Origin of the sequence: Tsukamurella sp. M9C (assembly GCF_020169415.1) — a bacterium.
Taxonomy (GTDB): Bacteria; Actinomycetota; Actinomycetes; order Mycobacteriales; family Mycobacteriaceae; genus Tsukamurella.
This window is the reverse complement of the sequence record NZ_JAIULG010000057.1, coordinates 17,052-33,476: the sequence shown is the minus strand read 5'-3', so window position 1 is coordinate 33,476 and position 16,425 is coordinate 17,052. Positions and strand designations below refer to the sequence as shown.

17 protein-coding genes, 1 tRNA gene and 2 pseudogenes are annotated in these 16,425 nt (G+C 66.8%); 14 read left to right on the top strand and 6 right to left on the bottom strand.

What is annotated here, in order from left to right:
• The 6 genes and pseudogenes from LB823_RS20730 to LB823_RS20715 all read left to right on the top strand — a co-directional run.
• Positions 1 to 629: pyruvate kinase (locus LB823_RS20730; RefSeq protein ID WP_255604156.1), on the top strand; the 629-nt coding region annotated here is incomplete at its 5' end.
• Positions 630 to 643: 14 nt separating this feature from the next.
• Positions 644 to 1,534 (top strand): acyl-CoA thioesterase II, encoded by an 891-nt coding sequence (locus tag LB823_RS20725; RefSeq protein ID WP_224650950.1) that lies wholly within the window; start codon positions 644 to 646, stop codon positions 1,532 to 1,534.
• A complete protein-coding gene (locus LB823_RS20720; protein ID WP_224650948.1) occupies positions 1,531 to 2,082 on the top strand; it encodes a hypothetical protein in 552 nt (183 codons plus the stop codon). Before LB823_RS20725 ends, LB823_RS20720 begins: the two co-directional genes overlap by 4 nt.
• Positions 2,083 to 2,088: 6 nt before the next feature.
• Complete coding sequence (locus LB823_RS23875; RefSeq protein ID WP_255604155.1) at positions 2,089 to 2,223, top strand: hypothetical protein; 135 nt, start codon at positions 2,089 to 2,091, stop codon at positions 2,221 to 2,223.
• Positions 2,224 to 2,241: 18 nt separating this feature from the next.
• Positions 2,242 to 2,364 (top strand): annotated as a pseudogene (locus LB823_RS24200) (rhomboid family intramembrane serine protease); the annotation flags it as partial.
• Positions 2,365 to 2,389: 25 nt separating this feature from the next.
• Positions 2,390 to 2,806 (top strand): annotated as a pseudogene (locus LB823_RS20715) (rhomboid family intramembrane serine protease); the annotation flags it as partial.
• 25 nt (positions 2,807 to 2,831) lie between these two features.
• On the opposite strand, the gene LB823_RS20710 reads toward LB823_RS20715, so the two are convergent.
• Complete coding sequence (locus tag LB823_RS20710; protein ID WP_224650946.1) at positions 2,832 to 3,803, bottom strand: cytochrome c oxidase assembly protein; 972 nt, start codon at positions 3,801 to 3,803, stop codon at positions 2,832 to 2,834.
• Positions 3,804 to 3,939: 136 nt separating this feature from the next.
• Here LB823_RS20710 and LB823_RS20705 point away from each other — a divergent pair, with 136 nt between their 5' ends.
• Positions 3,940 to 4,248: a helix-turn-helix domain-containing protein gene (locus LB823_RS20705; RefSeq protein WP_068533852.1), complete on the top strand. Its 309-nt coding sequence runs from the start codon at positions 3,940 to 3,942 to the stop codon at positions 4,246 to 4,248.
• A gap of 7 nt (positions 4,249 to 4,255) precedes the next feature.
• Here the strand turns inward: LB823_RS20705 and LB823_RS20700 are convergent, their stop codons facing one another.
• Entirely contained in the window at positions 4,256 to 4,879 is a 624-nt protein-coding gene (locus LB823_RS20700) for an ANTAR domain-containing response regulator (protein WP_224650944.1), read from the bottom strand.
• 59 nt (positions 4,880 to 4,938) lie between these two features.
• Between LB823_RS20700 and LB823_RS20695 the strand changes: the two genes are divergently transcribed.
• The 4 genes from LB823_RS20695 (at position 4,939) to LB823_RS20680 (ending at position 7,284) form a co-directional block, all read left to right on the top strand.
• Positions 4,939 to 6,054, top strand: a complete 1,116-nt coding sequence (locus LB823_RS20695; RefSeq protein WP_224650942.1) for an alpha/beta hydrolase — start codon at positions 4,939 to 4,941, stop codon at positions 6,052 to 6,054.
• Between the two features lie 37 nt (positions 6,055 to 6,091).
• Positions 6,092 to 6,168, top strand: a tRNA-Leu gene (locus LB823_RS20690).
• Between the two features lie 175 nt (positions 6,169 to 6,343).
• Positions 6,344 to 6,880: a hypothetical protein gene (locus LB823_RS20685; protein ID WP_224650940.1), complete on the top strand. Its 537-nt coding sequence runs from the start codon at positions 6,344 to 6,346 to the stop codon at positions 6,878 to 6,880.
• Complete coding sequence (locus LB823_RS20680; RefSeq protein WP_224650937.1) at positions 6,877 to 7,284, top strand: hypothetical protein; 408 nt, start codon at positions 6,877 to 6,879, stop codon at positions 7,282 to 7,284. The genes LB823_RS20685 and LB823_RS20680 overlap by 4 nt, the downstream gene beginning before the upstream one ends.
• Positions 7,285 to 7,663: 379 nt before the next feature.
• Here the strand turns inward: LB823_RS20680 and LB823_RS20675 are convergent, their stop codons facing one another.
• From LB823_RS20675 to LB823_RS20660, 4 genes are all read right to left on the bottom strand, one after another.
• On the bottom strand, positions 7,664 to 9,370 hold the full coding sequence (locus tag LB823_RS20675) for an ATP-dependent endonuclease (RefSeq protein WP_224650935.1): 1,707 nt from the start codon (positions 9,368 to 9,370) through the stop codon (positions 7,664 to 7,666).
• A 130-nt stretch (positions 9,371 to 9,500) separates the two neighbouring features.
• Entirely contained in the window at positions 9,501 to 10,808 is a 1,308-nt protein-coding gene (locus tag LB823_RS20670; protein WP_224650933.1) for a KasA/KasB family beta-ketoacyl-ACP synthase, read from the bottom strand.
• 41 nt (positions 10,809 to 10,849) lie between these two features.
• Positions 10,850 to 11,998, bottom strand: a complete 1,149-nt coding sequence (locus LB823_RS20665) for a hypothetical protein (RefSeq protein WP_224650931.1) — start codon at positions 11,996 to 11,998, stop codon at positions 10,850 to 10,852.
• A 3-nt stretch (positions 11,999 to 12,001) separates the two neighbouring features.
• Positions 12,002 to 12,925 carry a metal-dependent hydrolase gene (locus LB823_RS20660; protein WP_224650918.1) on the bottom strand — a complete coding sequence of 308 codons (924 nt, stop codon included), beginning with the start codon at positions 12,923 to 12,925 and terminating at the stop codon, positions 12,002 to 12,004.
• Positions 12,926 to 12,990: 65 nt separating this feature from the next.
• Here LB823_RS20660 and LB823_RS20655 point away from each other — a divergent pair, with 65 nt between their 5' ends.
• The 3 genes from LB823_RS20655 (at position 12,991) to LB823_RS20645 (ending at position 16,411) form a co-directional block, all read left to right on the top strand.
• A complete protein-coding gene (locus LB823_RS20655) occupies positions 12,991 to 13,608 on the top strand; it encodes a TetR/AcrR family transcriptional regulator (RefSeq protein WP_224650916.1) in 618 nt (205 codons plus the stop codon).
• Between the two features lie 98 nt (positions 13,609 to 13,706).
• Positions 13,707 to 15,152: an ethanolamine permease gene (eat, locus tag LB823_RS20650; protein ID WP_224650914.1), complete on the top strand. Its 1,446-nt coding sequence runs from the start codon at positions 13,707 to 13,709 to the stop codon at positions 15,150 to 15,152.
• Entirely contained in the window at positions 15,149 to 16,411 is a 1,263-nt protein-coding gene (locus LB823_RS20645; protein ID WP_224650912.1) for a haloacid dehalogenase-like hydrolase, read from the top strand. The genes eat and LB823_RS20645 overlap by 4 nt, the downstream gene beginning before the upstream one ends.
• Positions 16,412 to 16,425: the final 14 nt, after the last annotated feature.

Sequence of the window (16,425 nt, the reverse complement as noted above, 5' to 3'; positions counted from 1 at the left end):
TCGCCCGGGAGAACGCGAAGCCGGTGATCGTGGCGACGCAGATGCTGGAGTCGATGATCGAGAACAGCCGTCCGACCCGGGCGGAGGCCTCGGATGTGGCGAACGCGGTGCTCGACGGTGCGGATGCCGTGATGCTCTCCGGCGAGGTGTCGGTGGGCAAGTACCCGATCGAGACCGTCCGGACCATGGCCAAGATCGTGCAGGCCGTGGAGGACGGCGGACCGTCCGTGCCGCCGCTGAACCACGTGCCCCGCACCAAGCGCGGCATCATCTCCTACGCCGCGCGCGACATCGGGGAGCGGCTCAACGCCAAGGCCCTCGTCGCGTTCACCCAGTCGGGTGACACCGTGCGCCGCCTGGCCCGCCTGCACACCCGCCTGCCGCTGCTGGCGTTCACGCCGCTGCCGGAGGTCCGCAGCCAGCTCGCCCTGTCCTGGGGCACGGAGACCTTCCTGGTCGACGGCGCCGACAGCACCGACGCCATGATCAAGCAGGTCGACCACTCCCTCGAGGGAATCGGCCGCTACTCCAAGGGCGATCAGGTCGTCATCGTCGCCGGCGCGCCTCCCGGGACCATCGGCTCGACCAACCTGATCCAGGTGCACCGGATCGGCGAGGACGACCACTGACATACGCTCGTCGTATGACGGAGACACTCACCGATTTCGACGAGTTCCTCGGCACCCTGGATCTCGCGGAGGCGGGGGAGGACCGGTATCTCGGTCGTCACCCCGCCAAGACCGCGTCCCGCACGTTCGGCGGGCAGATCCTCTCGCAGGCGATCGTGGCCTCGGGCAACACCGTTCCGGGGGCTCGGGATTCGCTGTTCCTGCACGCCGCGCACACGCACTTCATCAACGGCGGTGAGACGAACGCCGACCTGGAGTTCGTGGTGCGGCGCCTGCGGGACACCCGCAACGTCGCGAACCGGCTGGTCTCGGTGGAGCAGGGCGGCACCGTCCTCGCGCTGATGCAGCTCGCCTACCAGACCGACGGCCGGAACCCGCTGGTGCACGGCGATCCCGCGCCCGCGGTGCCGGGCCCCGACGGCCTGCCGAACATCCAGGACACGCTCCAGGGCTACGAGGACGTCGTCACGATGTTCGTCGACGCCCCGCAGCCGATGGACATGCGCTTCACCAACGATCCGGCCTGGATCGCCAAGGGCAAGGGCCTGATCCAGGAGGACAACAACGTCTGGATCCGGACCGCCGGCCCGCTGCCCGACGATCAGGTCATCCACGACGCGGCGCTGGCCTACGCCTCGGACACCACGATCCTCGACTCGATCATCACCCGGCACGGGCTGTCGTGGGGATTCGACCGGATCATGGCGGTCACGCTCAACCAGTCGCTGTGGTTCCACCGTCGCGTCCGGTTCGACCAGTACAACCTGTACTCGTCGCATTCGACGGTGGCCGACGGCGGCCGCGGTATGTCCAACGGGCAATTCTTCGATTCGAAGGGCATTCTGGTAGCAAGCACGACCCAGGAGGGTGTGCTCAAGTACTTCCCGTCGAAGGGGGCGAAGTGACCAGCCAGGACACGCAGCAGCGTCCGATCCCGAACGTGCCGCAGGGCACGCCCGGCCGTGATTGGCGTGCGGAGCTGCCCCAGGCGCTCCCACAGGGCCCGCAGCAGCCGTGGCGCCGCCACGGCCCCGGTTCGCGCACCTGGGTCGGCGTCCTCACCGCGATCGTGCTCGTGGTCATGGCGGGGGCCGGTATCTTCGCCGTCTCCTTCGGCTTCGCGACCACCGCCTTCGAGCGGCAGGGCATCGTCGTGCTGACGCCGTCCGAGTACACGGCGACGACCACGACCTGCTCGGGCGCCCGCGACGCGGCGGGGGTCAAGGAGGGGGCGCGCATCGTCTTCCGGAGCGGGTCGGACAGCTTCGACACGAGCCTCGGCGACGGCGTCCTGCGCTCCGGCCGGTGCGTCTTCCCGTTCACGCTCTCGTCGGTGCACGCGGACCCGGACGTGAACTACGCGGTGACCGTCGGCGGCGCCCAGGCCACGCCGGTGGCGGGTAGCGAGCTCGCCTCCACGTCGGGCACCCTCATGGTCTCGCTCGCGGGCTAGCCGCCGGTGACCGCACTCGGAACGACGGTCCGCCGCGACTGGCAGCCCGTCGTGACCTACTCGCTGATCGCGGTCAACGTGATCGTCTTCGCGTTCAGCGCGAAGCAGACCGGCAGCATCGAGAACAACATGGCCTCGTAGGAGGTCGCACGGTTCGCCCTGTCCGAGCCGGCCACCGCGAACGGCTGGTGGTGGACGGCGGTGACCTCGGGATTCCTGCACTTCGGGCCGATCCACCTGCTCGTCAACATGTTCACGCTGTACGTCTTCGGGCGGGGCGTCGAGCAGCAACTCTGGGCGGGCGCGGTTCGGCGCGATCTACGGGATCGCGCTGCTCGGCGGAAGCGCGGCGGTGCTGTGGTTCGGGCTGGAGAACACGATCACCGTGGGCGCCTCCGGCGCGATCTTCGGCCTCATCGGGGCGGAGCTGGTGCTCTACCTGAGGCTGAAGCTGAACCCGACGTCGCTGCTGATGATCATCGGCGTGAACGTCGTCGCGTCGTTCACGATCTCGGGCATCTCGTGGCTCGGCCACCTCGGCGGCTTCGTCATCGGGGCTCTCGTGGCCGCGGGTTTCGTCTACGCGCCCGAGCTGCTTCCCCGGGACAAGCGCACCCGCCAGCAGGTCGAGGGCCTCGGCTGGGCGTGCGCCGGCGTCATCGCCGCGGCGATCGCCATCCGCTTCGGCACCTTCCCGGGCGCGGACGTGTACACGCTGCGCTGAGGCCGAGCCGATCCGACGGTGGCCGTCAGTGGCCTCGGTTCATCTCCCGCAGGCGCGCGTTGTAGGCGGCCAGCGCGGCCTCGTCGTCGTCGATGTCCACGTCCTCGCCGTCCTCGCCCATGAGCTGACCGCGGCGCGCGGAATCGAGCCAGGAGCCCATGCCGCCGCCGCGCTTGCCGGTGGCCTCCGCGGTGATCCACTGGAAGGCCACCACGAGCAGCAGGATCATCATCAGACCGTCGCCGCCGAACCACATGATGGCGCCGGCCGCCGACTGGTCCTCGAGGCCCGTGGGGCCCCAGCCCAGGCGCGACGCGGAGTAGCCGGGCGCCAGCTCGGTGGTGGTCATCATGAGCGTGACGCCGACCAGGGTGTCCGGGCCCATGGCCAGCAGGAAGGACGCGAAGCGCAGCGGGTGCGAGAGCTTGGTGGGCCCGCAGAGCTCGTTGCCGATGAGCGGGAGCATGAAGATCCAGCCGATCACGAAGTAGCCGGCGTACTCGAGCTGCTTGAGCCACGGATTGTCGAGGGCGAGGTCCTGGAAGCCGGTGAGGTGGGTGCTGATCAGCGCGAACGCGTACAGCGGCAGTCCGACGATCGGGCTGGTGACCAGCCGGACCACCCGGTTGCCGAGGAAGGCCCGCACCCTGCGGTCGCCGGCCTCGCCCGTGGCCGTCGCGAGCAGACGGATCGGTTCGGCGAGCACGAGGAACATCGGCACCACCGTGATCAGCACCAGGTGCACCACCATGTGCGCCCAGAACAGGTGCTTGGCCAGCTCGGCCATCACGCTGTTGACCGCGAGCACCAGGAGCGCCATCGCGACGAACCACGACAGGATGCGGGATATCGGCCAGGCGACTCCGGCGCGCCGCGCCCGGACCGTGCCGTACACGTAGAGAATGGAAGCGACGGCCATGAGCCCCGTCACCACGGGGGTGAACACCCACGTGTGGAGCACGTCCGGCGACTGCGTCGCCACTGCTGAGGGATACATCGATGCCCGTTGTACCACCCCTGGCAAACTAATCCAACCGACGTGTAACAAAGCGCGGCGCATGATCGATCTAGGGACGAACGTCCCTGTCAGATTGCCTGGGTACCCGCCCCGGGCTCGAACGCACGGAGTAGAGATGCCGAAGGTCCCCGAGCCCACGCCTCAGGAGGTCCGCGACTTCCTCAGCCCCATCTCGCACTGGTCCCACCTCAAGGCCAACGCGGAGGAGCAGTACCGCAAGACGATCCTCGCCGCCTACGCGGCGCGGATCCCGATCGTGCACATCGCCCGCTACACGGGCACGTCGCCGCAGGCCGTCAAGAAGGTCATCGACCGCCAGAACGACAAGGCCACGGGCGACGCGCCCGCGTTCCAGAACATGCCGCGCACCGGGTACTACCGGGGCCAGCAGCTGCCGCCGTCGCGGTCCGTCCGCGCGGTCTAGCCGACCGTCAGGGCGCTCCCGCCGCGTCGGTAGGGGTGGTGGGGGTGCCCAGCGTGTCGATCACCAGGTGCGCCACGGTGCGCATGTCGGTGCGGCGGTCCATGGCGGTTCGCTGAATCCAGCGGAACGCCTCCGGCTCCGAGACGCCGTGCGCCTGCATGAGGATGCTCTTCGCCCGGTCCACCAGCTTGCGGGTCTCGAGCTGGCCGGAGAGCGTCGTCACTTCCTTCTCGAGCGCCTTGAGCTCGGCGAACCGACTGATGGCGATCTCGATCGCGGGCACCAGGTCGGCCTTCGTGAAGGGCTTGACCAGGTACGCCATCGCGCCCGCCTCGCGGGCCTTCTCGACGAACTCGCGCTGGCCGAAGGCGGTCAGCATCACGACGGGGGCGATCCGCTCGCGGGCGATGTCCTGCGCGGCCTCCAGACCGTTGAGGACCGGCATCTTGACGTCCATGATCACCAGGTCGGGCTGGAGTTCGCGGGCCTTCTCCAGGGCGACCTGGCCGTTCTCGGCCTCGCCGACCACGTCGTAGCCCTCTTCCCGAAGCATCTCGGACAGGTCCATGCGAATGATCGCCTCGTCCTCGGCGACGAGCACGCGGTGCGGGGTGGGCTCGGTGTCCTTCATCAGGGGGTACGTTACCGGGCGGCGGAAATCGGGCCCGCCGCGCGCGGTACCGTAGGCCCATGAACGTATTGAGCCTGACTCAATTGCGCGAGCGCGCCGGCAACCTCTGGGCGTTGACTCTGGGGGAGGGCATCCGCCCCGTCGAGCGCACCCCGCACGTCGCCGTCGCCGACGGTGACCACCGCACCCTCCGCCGGTTCGCCTCGGATTCCGACCGTGCCGCGGCCGCCGTGCCCGGCGCCGCACCGGTGCTGCTGGTGCCGCCGATCGCCGCGCCCGCCACCTGCTACGACCTCTCGCCCGAGACGTCCGTCGTCGCGCACCTCGCGTCGACGGGGCGCGTTCCCTACGTCATCGACTTCGGCGAGATGGGCTACGGCGACCGCGGTCTCGGCTTCGAGGACTTCGCCCTCGACATCATCCCGCAGGCCATCGCGCGCGCCCTGGAGGACTTCTGGGGCGGGGACGTGCCCGACGGTGCCGGCGTCGACCTGTACGGCTGGAGCCTGGGCGGCACGCTGTCCTTCCTCGCCGCCGGGGCGTCGACGGAGTCCATCCGCTCGATCGTCTCCATCGCGACGCCGCTGAAGTACGCCGCGCAGCCGCCGTACCCGCTCGTGACCTCGCTGATGAAGCCGGTCGACGGATTCGGCCCCGGTGCGCTGATCGCGCTCATGGGCGGCATCCCCGCGCCGATCGTGCAGGTGGCCTACCGCGCCACGTCGTGGGACCGGGAGCTCAAGAAGCCCAAGTTCGTGCTGGAGAACCTCGGCGAGCCCGAGAAGCTCGCGCGCATGGAGGTCATCGATCGCTTCCAGCGCACCTTCCCCGGCTACCCCGGCAAGCTCGCGACGCAGCTGTGGGAGCGGCTGATCTTCCGCGGTGAGCTGGCCGCCGGTGAGGTCCAGCTGGGGGAGCGGACGATCGATCTGCACTCCATCGACGTGCCGATCCAGCTCTTCGGCTCGCACCGGGACGCCCTGTGCGCGTGGGAGACCGCGCGCCACGGCGTGGACCTGTTCACCGGCTCGCCGCGCGTCGAGTTCGCGACCGTCGAGTCCAGCCACCTCGGCCTCGTCGCCGGCCCCGACGCCGTCCGCGAGACCTGGCCCGTGATCGACGCCTTCCTCGCGTCCGTGGACGCCGGGTCCGAGGCCGCCGACCCCGCCCGGTAAGCTGGCTCGGCTGGCCGTCTCCGACGGTCCGCCGGACGCCCCCGTAGCCCAATTGGCAGAGGCAACGGATTCAAAACCCGTCCAGTGTGAGTTCGAGTCTCACCGGGGGCACCACATCGCCGCAGGCAAGCGGCTTGCCAAGCAATCTGTGCGGGCGGCTGGCCGCGCCCAACTAGCAGCAACCCGGCACGCCGCGGCGGTACCTCCAGAACGTCCGAACCTGCGCTGCTGCTGCGTGAGATGATGGGTACCAAGATTGCGGCTAGGGGGCACTTTGGACTTGCGTTGGTTGAACGACACCCCCGTGTGGGGGTGGTTGAACTGGCTGAACGCGGTAGCGGCGATTCCACTAGCGGCGGTCGGGTTCTGCATTGCGATTCAGCAGATCCGAAAGGTAAAGTCTGCGGCGGAGAGCGCTGAACGTGCAGTATCGGGGGCTGTGGCTCATTTCAAGACTGGTGCTGCGATCGCTTTGATACCCCAATTGCTAAGGCTAGAGCAAGCATTTGATCAAGCAGCTCGCCTGAAATCTGCTGAGTATTTGACGCACGTTATTCAAACCTGGAAGTGGCAGGCTCAAACGTGCCGCCTGTACCTGGACGGCAACGACCCCACTCAGCTAAAGACGATGACTGCGATACAGAAGTCGATCACGGCCTCGAATGCACTTAAGGTACGTGCGGGCGGATTCAGTTCCGCCACCGATTGGAACAAGGAGACTGATCGCCTGCGACGCGTGATCGCCGAAATAACAGATCTACTGGGTGAGATCGCTGCTCAGCATCCGATTCGTCCGCCTGCAAGTTCTTCAGGGAGTGTTCAATGAGTGACTACGATTTTGTGGCTCGGATTCAGCGGCTCGTCACGGGCCTGATTGAACGCAGTAGACCGAAAAGTGTGGGGGACGAGCCATCCGATAAATGGGACATTGTGGATGGCGACACGTACGAATTGTCACTCTCTCGAAGCACGCTTCGGGTGCGTTCGCGAGATGGCGATGGGACGTATCCGTTTGTTCTCGATATCCTGGACGATTCGGGGAGGATAATCGAGTCGGTGATCGAAGGTGTTCGCGAGGACGAACCCTATTACGGGCTTGCTGAGCTATTTACGAGCGCCTCTCGAAATAATCTAGGTGTAGAGTCCAAGCTGGATGAAATCTTCTCGGAATTGAATATCAGTGACACTCCGCCGCCCAAAGATGATCCCTGGGGGAAGGCGCCTTTTTGATCATCGCCAGAACAGCTGGTTAACAGGTGGGAGTTCCGGCTCGGACTCAGCTCTTGGCGTCGTCGTCGTGACGGAAGACAGGAATTGGTTCGGTTCGCTATTCATTCGCGCGATGTCGGCGTACTGGAGATCCAGGCTCTGCGGCTTGACTGACGAAATGTGTCGCTTTGGCTTGGCGGCTGATCTTACGGTGTGGGGTCGGCGTGCCGCCCGAATGAACGCGATCTCATCTACGGTCATTCGGCTGGCGGCGCGGGACTCGATTCGCTGACTTTCGTCAGAATGGCGCGGACAAGCAACTGCAGCTCCCAGATACGGTCGGCGTTGTTGTCCCCGATTCTGTGGGGAGATCCTCGTGGAAGTCACCGGGTTCCGCTGTCTAGAAGAACGCTTCAGTGGGGATTTCTGCCAGCATTTCTGTGACGCGCTCATCGATCCATTTTGCCAAGGAAACCAAATTTGGGGCGGGGTGCTCGGCAATGTCGAACGCCCTCGCCATTGCTTGCTTGTGCGAGTTGAGTGCAGGTTTTTCCGGTTCGATCACGCCGTTTGAGCGGCGCAGCAAATCTTCCTCCGGGACCATTGATTCAACGAAGTCTACCGGGAGGTAGCGCTCAATTCCCGCCCAACCGGTGCCGAGCTCTGACGTGCAAAGGTCTGACGGCATTGTTACTACCGTCGAGTATTGGTGACCCTTGAGGTATGTTCGATAGGAACTTGCGTCACTAGTTTCCCAGTCGCGGACAACCAGGATCGGCGCCGAGTCTGGTCGGGACTTGATAGCTGCGCCATTGTATCGCAGGTACTGTTTGAATGCATCGCCTCCAGTGGCGTCGCCTGTTAGGTCATCGGGATCGGCGAGGCGCCAGCGAGGCTTGATTCCTGCGGCATCTAGTCCTTGTCGTATGTATTGTGCGTCAAACTTGCCCTCCACTAAAACGAGTGGCTGATCGGAGTACTGAAGGAGAGGGTGCCGATATGCTGTAACCGCTTCCTTATTTGATTGTTCGATCGCCAACTTCGGAGTAAGCCGATTGAAGATGGTGCCGCCAGCAGAAGTTTTTGCGACGATCGCACTATCTCCAACTCGCACAAACTCATCCTGGTGAGTTGTGAGGAATATTTGTCGCCGCGGGTCGTCGCTGTACGCAAACAGATCTGTAGCGTATCTTTGGCGCAGGCCAGCATGAAGAAACGATTCCGGTTCCTCGATGGCCCAAATGTGCCCCTGTAGCCATCCGAACCCTGCTCCCCGTGCGGTTCGATCTGCGAGATTGAGGAGGTGGAGAAACATGAACTGCTGCGTCCCTGAGCCTTCCAGCTCGGGGGATCGGGCGTGTCCGTCTGGATCTATCGAACGGATTGCAAGGTCGAATGCAAGGTCGGCAAAGTCGGTCGGCAACGCAGACTTTAGGGTACGTCCTGAGATTCCCTTGGAAACCGCTGTTGCGACATCCTCAAATAGGGTGTCTGCAAGCCTGGACATCGCCAGGAGAAGTTCACCGACATCGCTCGAACGATACTCTTTCGTGTTTCGGAGCCTGGTTACCAGCGCGCTACGGAGTGGCTGAACGTATTGTCTTATTAGCTCGGATGGCTGTGCGTGGTTGGGAACGTATCGGAACTCGATCGAACGGATAAAGGATTCGAGGCTTGAGATATCTGCCGGGTCGGTGGCTGGTGCTAGGTTGTCAAGATCTTGTCCGTACGAGAACTCCCGCGTGATACCGCGAGTCTGGCTGTCTCGATACCAAGTCTGACATATTGCCAAATTGTCAACGAGACCTTGGCGTTCGAGGAAGTCTGCTTGACGGGGGAACTTTATTCCGCTGTTGATCGGGAAGGAAACTCCGACTTTGATCCGTCGGGGCTTCTGCGGTCCGTAGTCGCTATAGTCCCGGTCGACATCGAGGCCAGAACCGGTTTCGTCGACGGATCCTGTAAAGAACAACTTGAGAGCGCGTAGGAGGTTGGATTTCCCGGCGCTGTTTAGGCCTACGATGGATTCGTATCCACTTAGGGGTGATATCTGAGCATCTTTTATGGAGCGAAAGTTTGTTACCCGAATTTGGTTAATTATGGACATGATCCCCCGTGTCTCGCTTGTTCGGCTCCGTTGCTATGCGCATATAGTAGAGCATTTGTTGGATAGCGTCGCGAAACGACAGAACCGGCGACCGGGAAGAATTCCCGACCGCCGGTCCTGGTGAAGAAGATCAGTACTTGCCGAAGGCGAGCGCCACGTCGTGGCCGCCGAAGCCGAACGAGTTGTTCAGCGCGTACTTGTAGTCGCCCTTGCGCGCCTCGCCGTGCACCACGTCGAGCTCGATCTCGGGGTCCTGGTTGTCCAGGTTGAGGGTCGGAGGGATGATGCCGTCGCGCAGCGACAGCACGGTCAGCGCGGCCTCGAGGGCACCCACGGCGCCGATCGAGTGGCCCAGCGCGCCCTTGGGGGCGTAGATCGCCGCGTCGGTGCCGACGACCGCGTTGATGGCCTTGGCCTCGGCGGTGTCGCCGATCGGGGTCGCGGTGGCGTGCGCGTTGATGTAGTCGATGTCCTCGCGCTTGAGGCCGGCCGTCTCCATGGCGCGCTTCATGGCGCGAGCGGCGCCGCCGCCCTCCACGTCGGGGGAGACCATGTGGTAGCCGTCGGAGGTGATGCCGGCGCCGAGCAGGCGCGCGATGGGCTTCGCGCCGCGGGCGAGGGCGTGCTCCTCGGTCTCGATGATCATCAGGCACTGCGCCTCGCCGAAGACGAAGCCGTCGCGGTCCTTGTCGAACGGACGCGAGGCGTGCAGCGGATCGTCGTTGCGGGTCGAGAGGGCGCGCATCATGGCGAACGGGGCGATGACGGGGCTGTCGATCTTGCCCTCGATGCCGCCGCAGACCGCGATGTCGGCGTCGCCCATGACGATCTGGCGCCAGGCGTGGGCGATGGCCTCGTTGCCGGTCGAGCATGCCGAGACGGGGGCGATGGCGCCGGCGCGGGCGCCGATCTCCAGGGCCGAGACGGCGCAGGCGCCGTTCGGCATGGCCATCTGCACGGTGAACGGCGAGACCTTGCGGACGCCGTGATCGCGCAGCGCGTCGACGGCCTCGACCATCGACTCGCCGCCGCCGAGACCGGTGCCGACGACCGCTGCGAGGCGGTTGTGGTCGACGTCGGGGCGGCCCGCGTTGTCCCACAGGCGCTTGGTGATGACGTGCGCGGCCTGCTCCACGTAGGACATGCGGCGCTTGCTGACGTGCTGCTTGCTGATGTCGCCCGCGTACTTGCGGTCGGGACGCTCGGGGACCTCGGAGGTGGGGTCCTCGAGGAGCTGGCCGCCGAAGCGGACCGGGAGGTCGGCGATGTCGACGCCGATGAAATCGCCCTTGAGCTCGCGAATGCCGCTCTTGCCGGCCAGGAGGCCCGCCCACGTGGACTCGGTGTCGGTGCCGATCGAGGTGGTCATCTCGATCGCGGTGACCACGACGTTGGGGAACTGTCCACCGAGCGTGCTGAAACTCCGGATGTCTGCCATGCCCTCTATGAAACAGGATCGGACCGCCCAACCGGCTGTCCTCAGGTGAGAACTTCACCCCCGTGTCTTGTGGGATCGTCACGAACCGTTCGGTTCACCCCTGTTCCAGGCCGTGTGACGGCAGTCACGACCCCGATCGCGATCAGGAAACAGAGCGCGGTGAAGGGCAGGTTCCCGACGGGGTCGCCGGCCGCCGTCACACCGTCCTTAGCGCCGAAGAAGGCGGGGAGCGCCGTCGCCCACAGCAGGGCGAAGACCGCCAGGTACGCCGCCGCGTAGATCTGGACCAGGCGGTTGCGGTGCGCCGGGATCGACGGCGCGCCGGCCCCGGGGGCCAGGCGCCGTCGGATCGCGTACAGGGCGGCCCCGGCCATCAGGGCCAGCTCCAGGGCGTAGACGGTGCCGCGCACCGAATCGCCCGCCAGGCCCAGGATCGTGGCGGGAAGGGGCAGGACGAACGTGCCGACGGAGGCCGCGAGCCCGATCACGACGGTGCGCCACACCAGCTGCTGCCCGGTGAACCGCGCGCCCGCGTCGACGTGCCGCCCGACCATGAACTGCACGCACAGCGCCAGCGACATCGGCCACAGCGCCGCGAACACGACCACCGAGCCCATCGGGACCGAGGCGAAGAACGGCAGGTTGATGGGATTCTCCGGCGCCCACTCCCACCAGCGCAGCTGCGGGCCGAGGTGGTCGAAGATCTCGTAGAAGGCGCCGTGCACCAGCCCGACGGTGCACGCACCGAGGACGATCCCGCATCGTCGGAAGACGCCGAGCATGCGGACGATCTCGAACGACATCGTCGCCATCATCGGGTAGATCGCCACGATGTACAGCGGCAGCCGGCCCCACAGGAACTCGACCGTGAAGAGGTTGTGCGCGAACATCGTGTCCACGTAGCCGTCGATGCCGAAGGCGCCGGGGAAGTAGAGCGGCGGCTCGATGACGAACAGGTACGCGGTCGCGCCGAACCACACCGCCAGGTTCGTCGCGTCGCCGGCGCGCCACCGCCGGAAGGCGTGGACCAGCATGAGGATCGAGCCGGCGATGATCGTCAGCTCCAGTACCGGCAGTGTCCAGTTCTCCAGCTGGAGCGGGCTGCGGACGGAGACGAGTCCGCCGGTGTCGTCGCAGGTGAAGCCCATCCGGCGCGCGAGCGCGTCGAAGGTCGGCGTGCACAGATCCATTGGTCAGGCCCCGATCGCGGCGTCCGAGGCGTACCAGCGCGTGCAATCGACGCCGCGGTCGTAGCGGCGCAGCCACTCGCCGGCGAGAACCGGCAGGTTCTCGTGCGCCGGATCGTGCAGCGGCATCTGGCTGCGGATGATGCCCTTCATCGCGACGGCCTGCTCGGCCTTCGGCAGCACGTCGAAGGCGCGCGGCATGGCGCCCTTCGTCAGGTGCGGCGCCACCGCGACCAGCATCTTCTGCTTGAGCCGGTACCGGCCGAACATCGACAGGGCATCGACCTTCCGGTCCCGGAGCGGGACGTGCTGGTTGAAGCCCGCGCACGCGATCCGGATCACCTTGAGCACGTGCGCGAAGATCGACGGCGCCATCCGCATCCGGTACACCTCGCTGCCCACGATCGCGTTGTAGATGATCAGCGCGGAGCTGCGGTGCTCCACCTCCTCCACGAAGTGCCACAGGAACATCGATGCCACCCGGTCGTCGCCGGGGCGGAACAGCGCCGCCTCGTTGTCGAGCATGAGCTTGAAGACGGGGGTGAACGTCGCCTCCAGGTCGGCGGTGTACGCCAGCCGGTAGTCGGTGGAGGTCGCCTCGGTGAGCAGGTCGAACTCGCCGATCACCGCATCGAGGGTGTTCTCCAGGCCGGGGTACTGGGCGATCAGGGCCTGGACGTGCCGACGGTGCGCGGTCGAGTGGTGCCCCTCCTGCTGCATGAAGGCCGTCGCCTCCGCGGCGACCTCGGGGTCGGCGAACTCCTTGCGCAGCTGCAGGATCAGCTTGACGATCATCTTCTCGAAGCCGACGGCGAGGAAGCTGACCGCGTTCATCATCGACGAGAAGGCGGGGTTGTCCGGGTTCCACAGGAAGGGCACGGGCGCCTCATCGAAGTGGAAGTCCATCTTGCGGGGGTGCAGGTCCGTCATGGACCGAACATACACATAGAACACGTTCTGTATGTTGAGAACGTGCGAAGCTGTAGCCTGGGGCGATGGCACGCAGGGGATGGGGTGGTTCGCCGCCCGCCGGCGATGAGGAGGCCGCCGCGCGCATCGTTGCCGCCGCTGTCGAACTCATCGGTGAGCGCGGCACCACCTCGATCGCGGAGGTCGCCGACGCGCTCGGCGTGATCCGGCAGACGGTCTACCGGTACTTCCCGACGGTCGACGCCCTGCTCCAGGCCGCGGCCGTCCAGGCCGTCGGCGCCTTCCTCGACCGGCTCGCCGCGCACCTGCGCGGCATCGGTGATCCGGCCGAAGCGGTCGTCGAGGGCATCGTCTTCACCCTCGATCAGGTGCCGCGCGCCCCGCATCTGCGGCTCATGCTGGCGGGGGAGCACTCGCACGCCGAGGCGATCGCCTCCGGTCAGGCCATGGCGTTCGGGATAACCATGATCCAACGCTTCGACGTCGACTGGCCCGCCCACGGCTACGACGAGCAGCGGCTGCGTGAGCTCGTCGAATTCCAACTGCGCATCATGCAGTCCTTCTTCATCTCCCCGGGCGACCCGCCTCGCACGCAGGACGAACTGCGCGCGTACCTGCAGCGCTGGGTGGCCCCGGCGGTCCTCGACCTGCGCTGCAACCCCGCTGCAACTCTTGACTCGTAGTGTTCCAGATCACACCGACAAGACCCGTCGGTGAAACACGCCGATCCGATTCCGGAAACACGCCGGGAACAGGATCGACCGTGATCAGGAAGGCCCACATGAGTAACGAGCGCCAGGCGCCGAACCAGCTCCACCACGACGGGGTGGACGCCACCATCGAGTCCGACGACTACCTCGCCAAACGCACCCTCCGGTCGGGTTCCGCCGGCTGGGTGCTGCTGGCGGGACTGGGCGTGAGCTACGTGATCTCCGGCGACTACGCCGGCTGGAACAACGGGCTCGCGCAGGGCGGCTGGGGCGGCCTCGCGATCGCCGCGGTGGTCATCGCCGGCATGTACCTCGCGATGGTCCTCGGCATGGCCGAGATGTCGTCGGCGCTGCCCGCGGCCGGCGGCGGCTACACCTTCGCCCGACGTGCGATGGGCCCCTGGGGCGGCTATGCCACGGGCATCGCGATCCTCATCGAGTACTCCATCGCGCCCGCCGCGATCGCCACCTTCATCGGCTCGTACGTCGAATCGCTCAACCTGTTCGGGATCACCGACGGCTGGTGGGTGTACCTGTTCGTCTACGCGCTGTTCATCGGCATCCACCTCACCGGCGCGGGCGAGGCGCTCAAGGCGATGTTCGTCATCACCGCGATCGCCCTGGTCGGCCTGGTGATCTTCGCGGTCTTCGCCATCGGGAAGTTCGACGCCCACAACCTCACCGACATCGCCGTGACCGACGCCGCGGGCGCCTCCAGCTGGCTGCCGTTCGGCTACCTCGGCATCTGGGCCGCGGTGCCGTTCGCGATCTGGTTCTTCCTCGCCATCGAGGGCGTGCCACTCGCCGCGGAGGAGGCGCGCGAGCCCGAGAAGAACGTGCCCCGCGGCATCATCGTCGCGATGCTGATCCTGGTCGTGACCGGCGCGACGGTCTTCCTGCTCGCGCCCGGTGCCGTCGGCGCGAACGCCATGGCCGCGTCGGGCAATCCGCTCGTGGAGGCGCTGGGTGACGGCACCGCCGCGAAGGTGGTCAACTACATCGGCCTGGCCGGCCTGGTCGCGAGCTTCTTCTCGATCATGTACGCCTACTCGCGCCAGACCTTCGCGCTCTCGCGCGCCGGCTACCTCCCGAAGAGCCTGTCGGTCACCAACGCCCGCAAGGCGCCGGTCCTCGCGCTCATCGTCCCCGGCGCGATCGGCTTCGCCCTCTCGCTCACCGGCGAGGGCCCGATGCTGCTCAACATGGCCGTGTTCGGCGCGGCCGTGAGCTACGTGCTCATGATGATCAGTCACATCGTGCTGCGCCGCCGCGAGCCCGACATGCCGCGCCCGTACCGCACGCCCGGCGGCATCGTCACCACCTCGTTCGCCCTGGTCGTCGCGTGCGCCGCGGTGGTCGCGACGTTCCTCGTCGACCGGACGGCGGCGGGCCTGACCCTGGCCGCGTTCGCGGCCTTCCTCGTCTACTTCGGCGTGTACAGCCGCCACCACCTGGTGGCGAACTCGCCCGACGAGGAGTTCGCCGCCCTCGCAGACGCCGAGCGGGACCTCCAGTGAGGCGCACCCGCACGGCGCTGCTCGCCGCGGCGCTCCTCGCGCTCGCCCCGATCGCCGGCTGCACCACGAACGACGCGCAGGACAAGGCCGCCGAGTGCCGCACCCTCGCCCCGGACGCGGGCTGGTACGGCGAGAACCACGACCGCCTCCAGAAGCTGATCGCCGAGCGCGGCCACTGCGGCCCCGGTCACGACGGCGCCTCCCCGGTCGCCCTGTTCGACTGGGACAACACCGTGGTGCGCAACGACATCGGCTCCGCGACCGCCTACTGGATGATCCGCACCGGCAAGATCCGGCAGCCCGCGAACGGCGACTGGCGCACCACCAGCCGGTACCTCGTGCCCGAGGCGGCGCAGGCCCTCGCGGAGGCGTGCCCGACCACGCTCGCCGCCCCCGGCTCGCCGCTGCCCACGGACCGCGACACCCGCTGCGCCGACGCCCTCGTCGCCGTGGTCGACGATGCCGAGATCGGCGGGAAGCCCGCCTTCGCCGGCTTCGACCACCGGCGCATGGAGCCCGCGTACGCATGGGTGGTTCAGCTCATGGCCGGCTACACCGAGGTCGAGATCGAGGACTTCGCGAAGACCGCCCGCACTGAGGCGCTGGCCGCTCCCGAGGGCGCGAAGCAGCGCGTCGGCACCACCGAGGTCGCCGCCTGGGTCCGCTACTACAGCCAGATCAAGAACCTCATCGGCACGCTCGTCGCCAACGGCTTCGACGTCCGGATCATCTCCGCGTCGGCGCAGCCGGTGGTTCGGGCCTGGGCGCCCGAGGTGGGCCTCGCCCCGGACAAGCTGATCGGGATCCGCCCCGTCGTCGCGGACGGGAGGATCGCCCCGCATCTGCGCGGCTGCGGAGACGTCCCCGACGGCGACGACTCGATGATCAACTACATCGACGGCAAGCGCTGCCTGGTCAACCAGGAGGTCCTGGGCATCACCGGCGCGGCGGCCTGGCAGCAGGCCCCGGCGGATCGTCGGCAGGTCTTCTCCGCCGGCGACTCGGTCACCGACATCACCTTCCTCGGCGACGCGACCGGCCTGCGCCTGGTGATCAACCGCAACGTTCCCGAGTTGATGTGCACGGCGTACGCCGACGCGGACGACAAGTGGCTGGTGAACCCCATGTTCATCGAGCCGAAGCCGCAGGCGAAGCCCTACGCGTGCGCGAGCGCGGGCACGGACGCCTCCGGGGCGAAGGTGCCGGTCCGCGGCGCCGACGGCGCCCCGCTGGGCTCCGTCGCGGATACCGTCTACTAGAAGCCACCTCTCGA

Coding starts and splice junctions, on each gene's coding strand:
- LB823_RS20725 (WP_224650950.1), top strand. CDS start 644: ATGACGGAGACACTCACCGATTTCGACGAGTTCCTCGGCACCCTGGAT.
- LB823_RS20710 (WP_224650946.1), bottom strand. CDS start 3,803: ATGTATCCCTCAGCAGTGGCGACGCAGTCGCCGGACGTGCTCCACACG.
- LB823_RS20705 (WP_068533852.1), top strand. CDS start 3,940: ATGCCGAAGGTCCCCGAGCCCACGCCTCAGGAGGTCCGCGACTTCCTC.
- LB823_RS20700 (WP_224650944.1), bottom strand. CDS start 4,879: ATGAAGGACACCGAGCCCACCCCGCACCGCGTGCTCGTCGCCGAGGAC.
- LB823_RS20695 (WP_224650942.1), top strand. CDS start 4,939: ATGAACGTATTGAGCCTGACTCAATTGCGCGAGCGCGCCGGCAACCTC.
- LB823_RS20680 (WP_224650937.1), top strand. CDS start 6,877: ATGAGTGACTACGATTTTGTGGCTCGGATTCAGCGGCTCGTCACGGGC.
- LB823_RS20675 (WP_224650935.1), bottom strand. CDS start 9,370: ATGTCCATAATTAACCAAATTCGGGTAACAAACTTTCGCTCCATAAAA.
- LB823_RS20670 (WP_224650933.1), bottom strand. CDS start 10,808: ATGGCAGACATCCGGAGTTTCAGCACGCTCGGTGGACAGTTCCCCAAC.
- LB823_RS20665 (WP_224650931.1), bottom strand. CDS start 11,998: ATGGATCTGTGCACGCCGACCTTCGACGCGCTCGCGCGCCGGATGGGC.
- LB823_RS20660 (WP_224650918.1), bottom strand. CDS start 12,925: ATGACGGACCTGCACCCCCGCAAGATGGACTTCCACTTCGATGAGGCG.
- LB823_RS20655 (WP_224650916.1), top strand. CDS start 12,991: ATGGCACGCAGGGGATGGGGTGGTTCGCCGCCCGCCGGCGATGAGGAG.
- eat (WP_224650914.1), top strand. CDS start 13,707: ATGAGTAACGAGCGCCAGGCGCCGAACCAGCTCCACCACGACGGGGTG.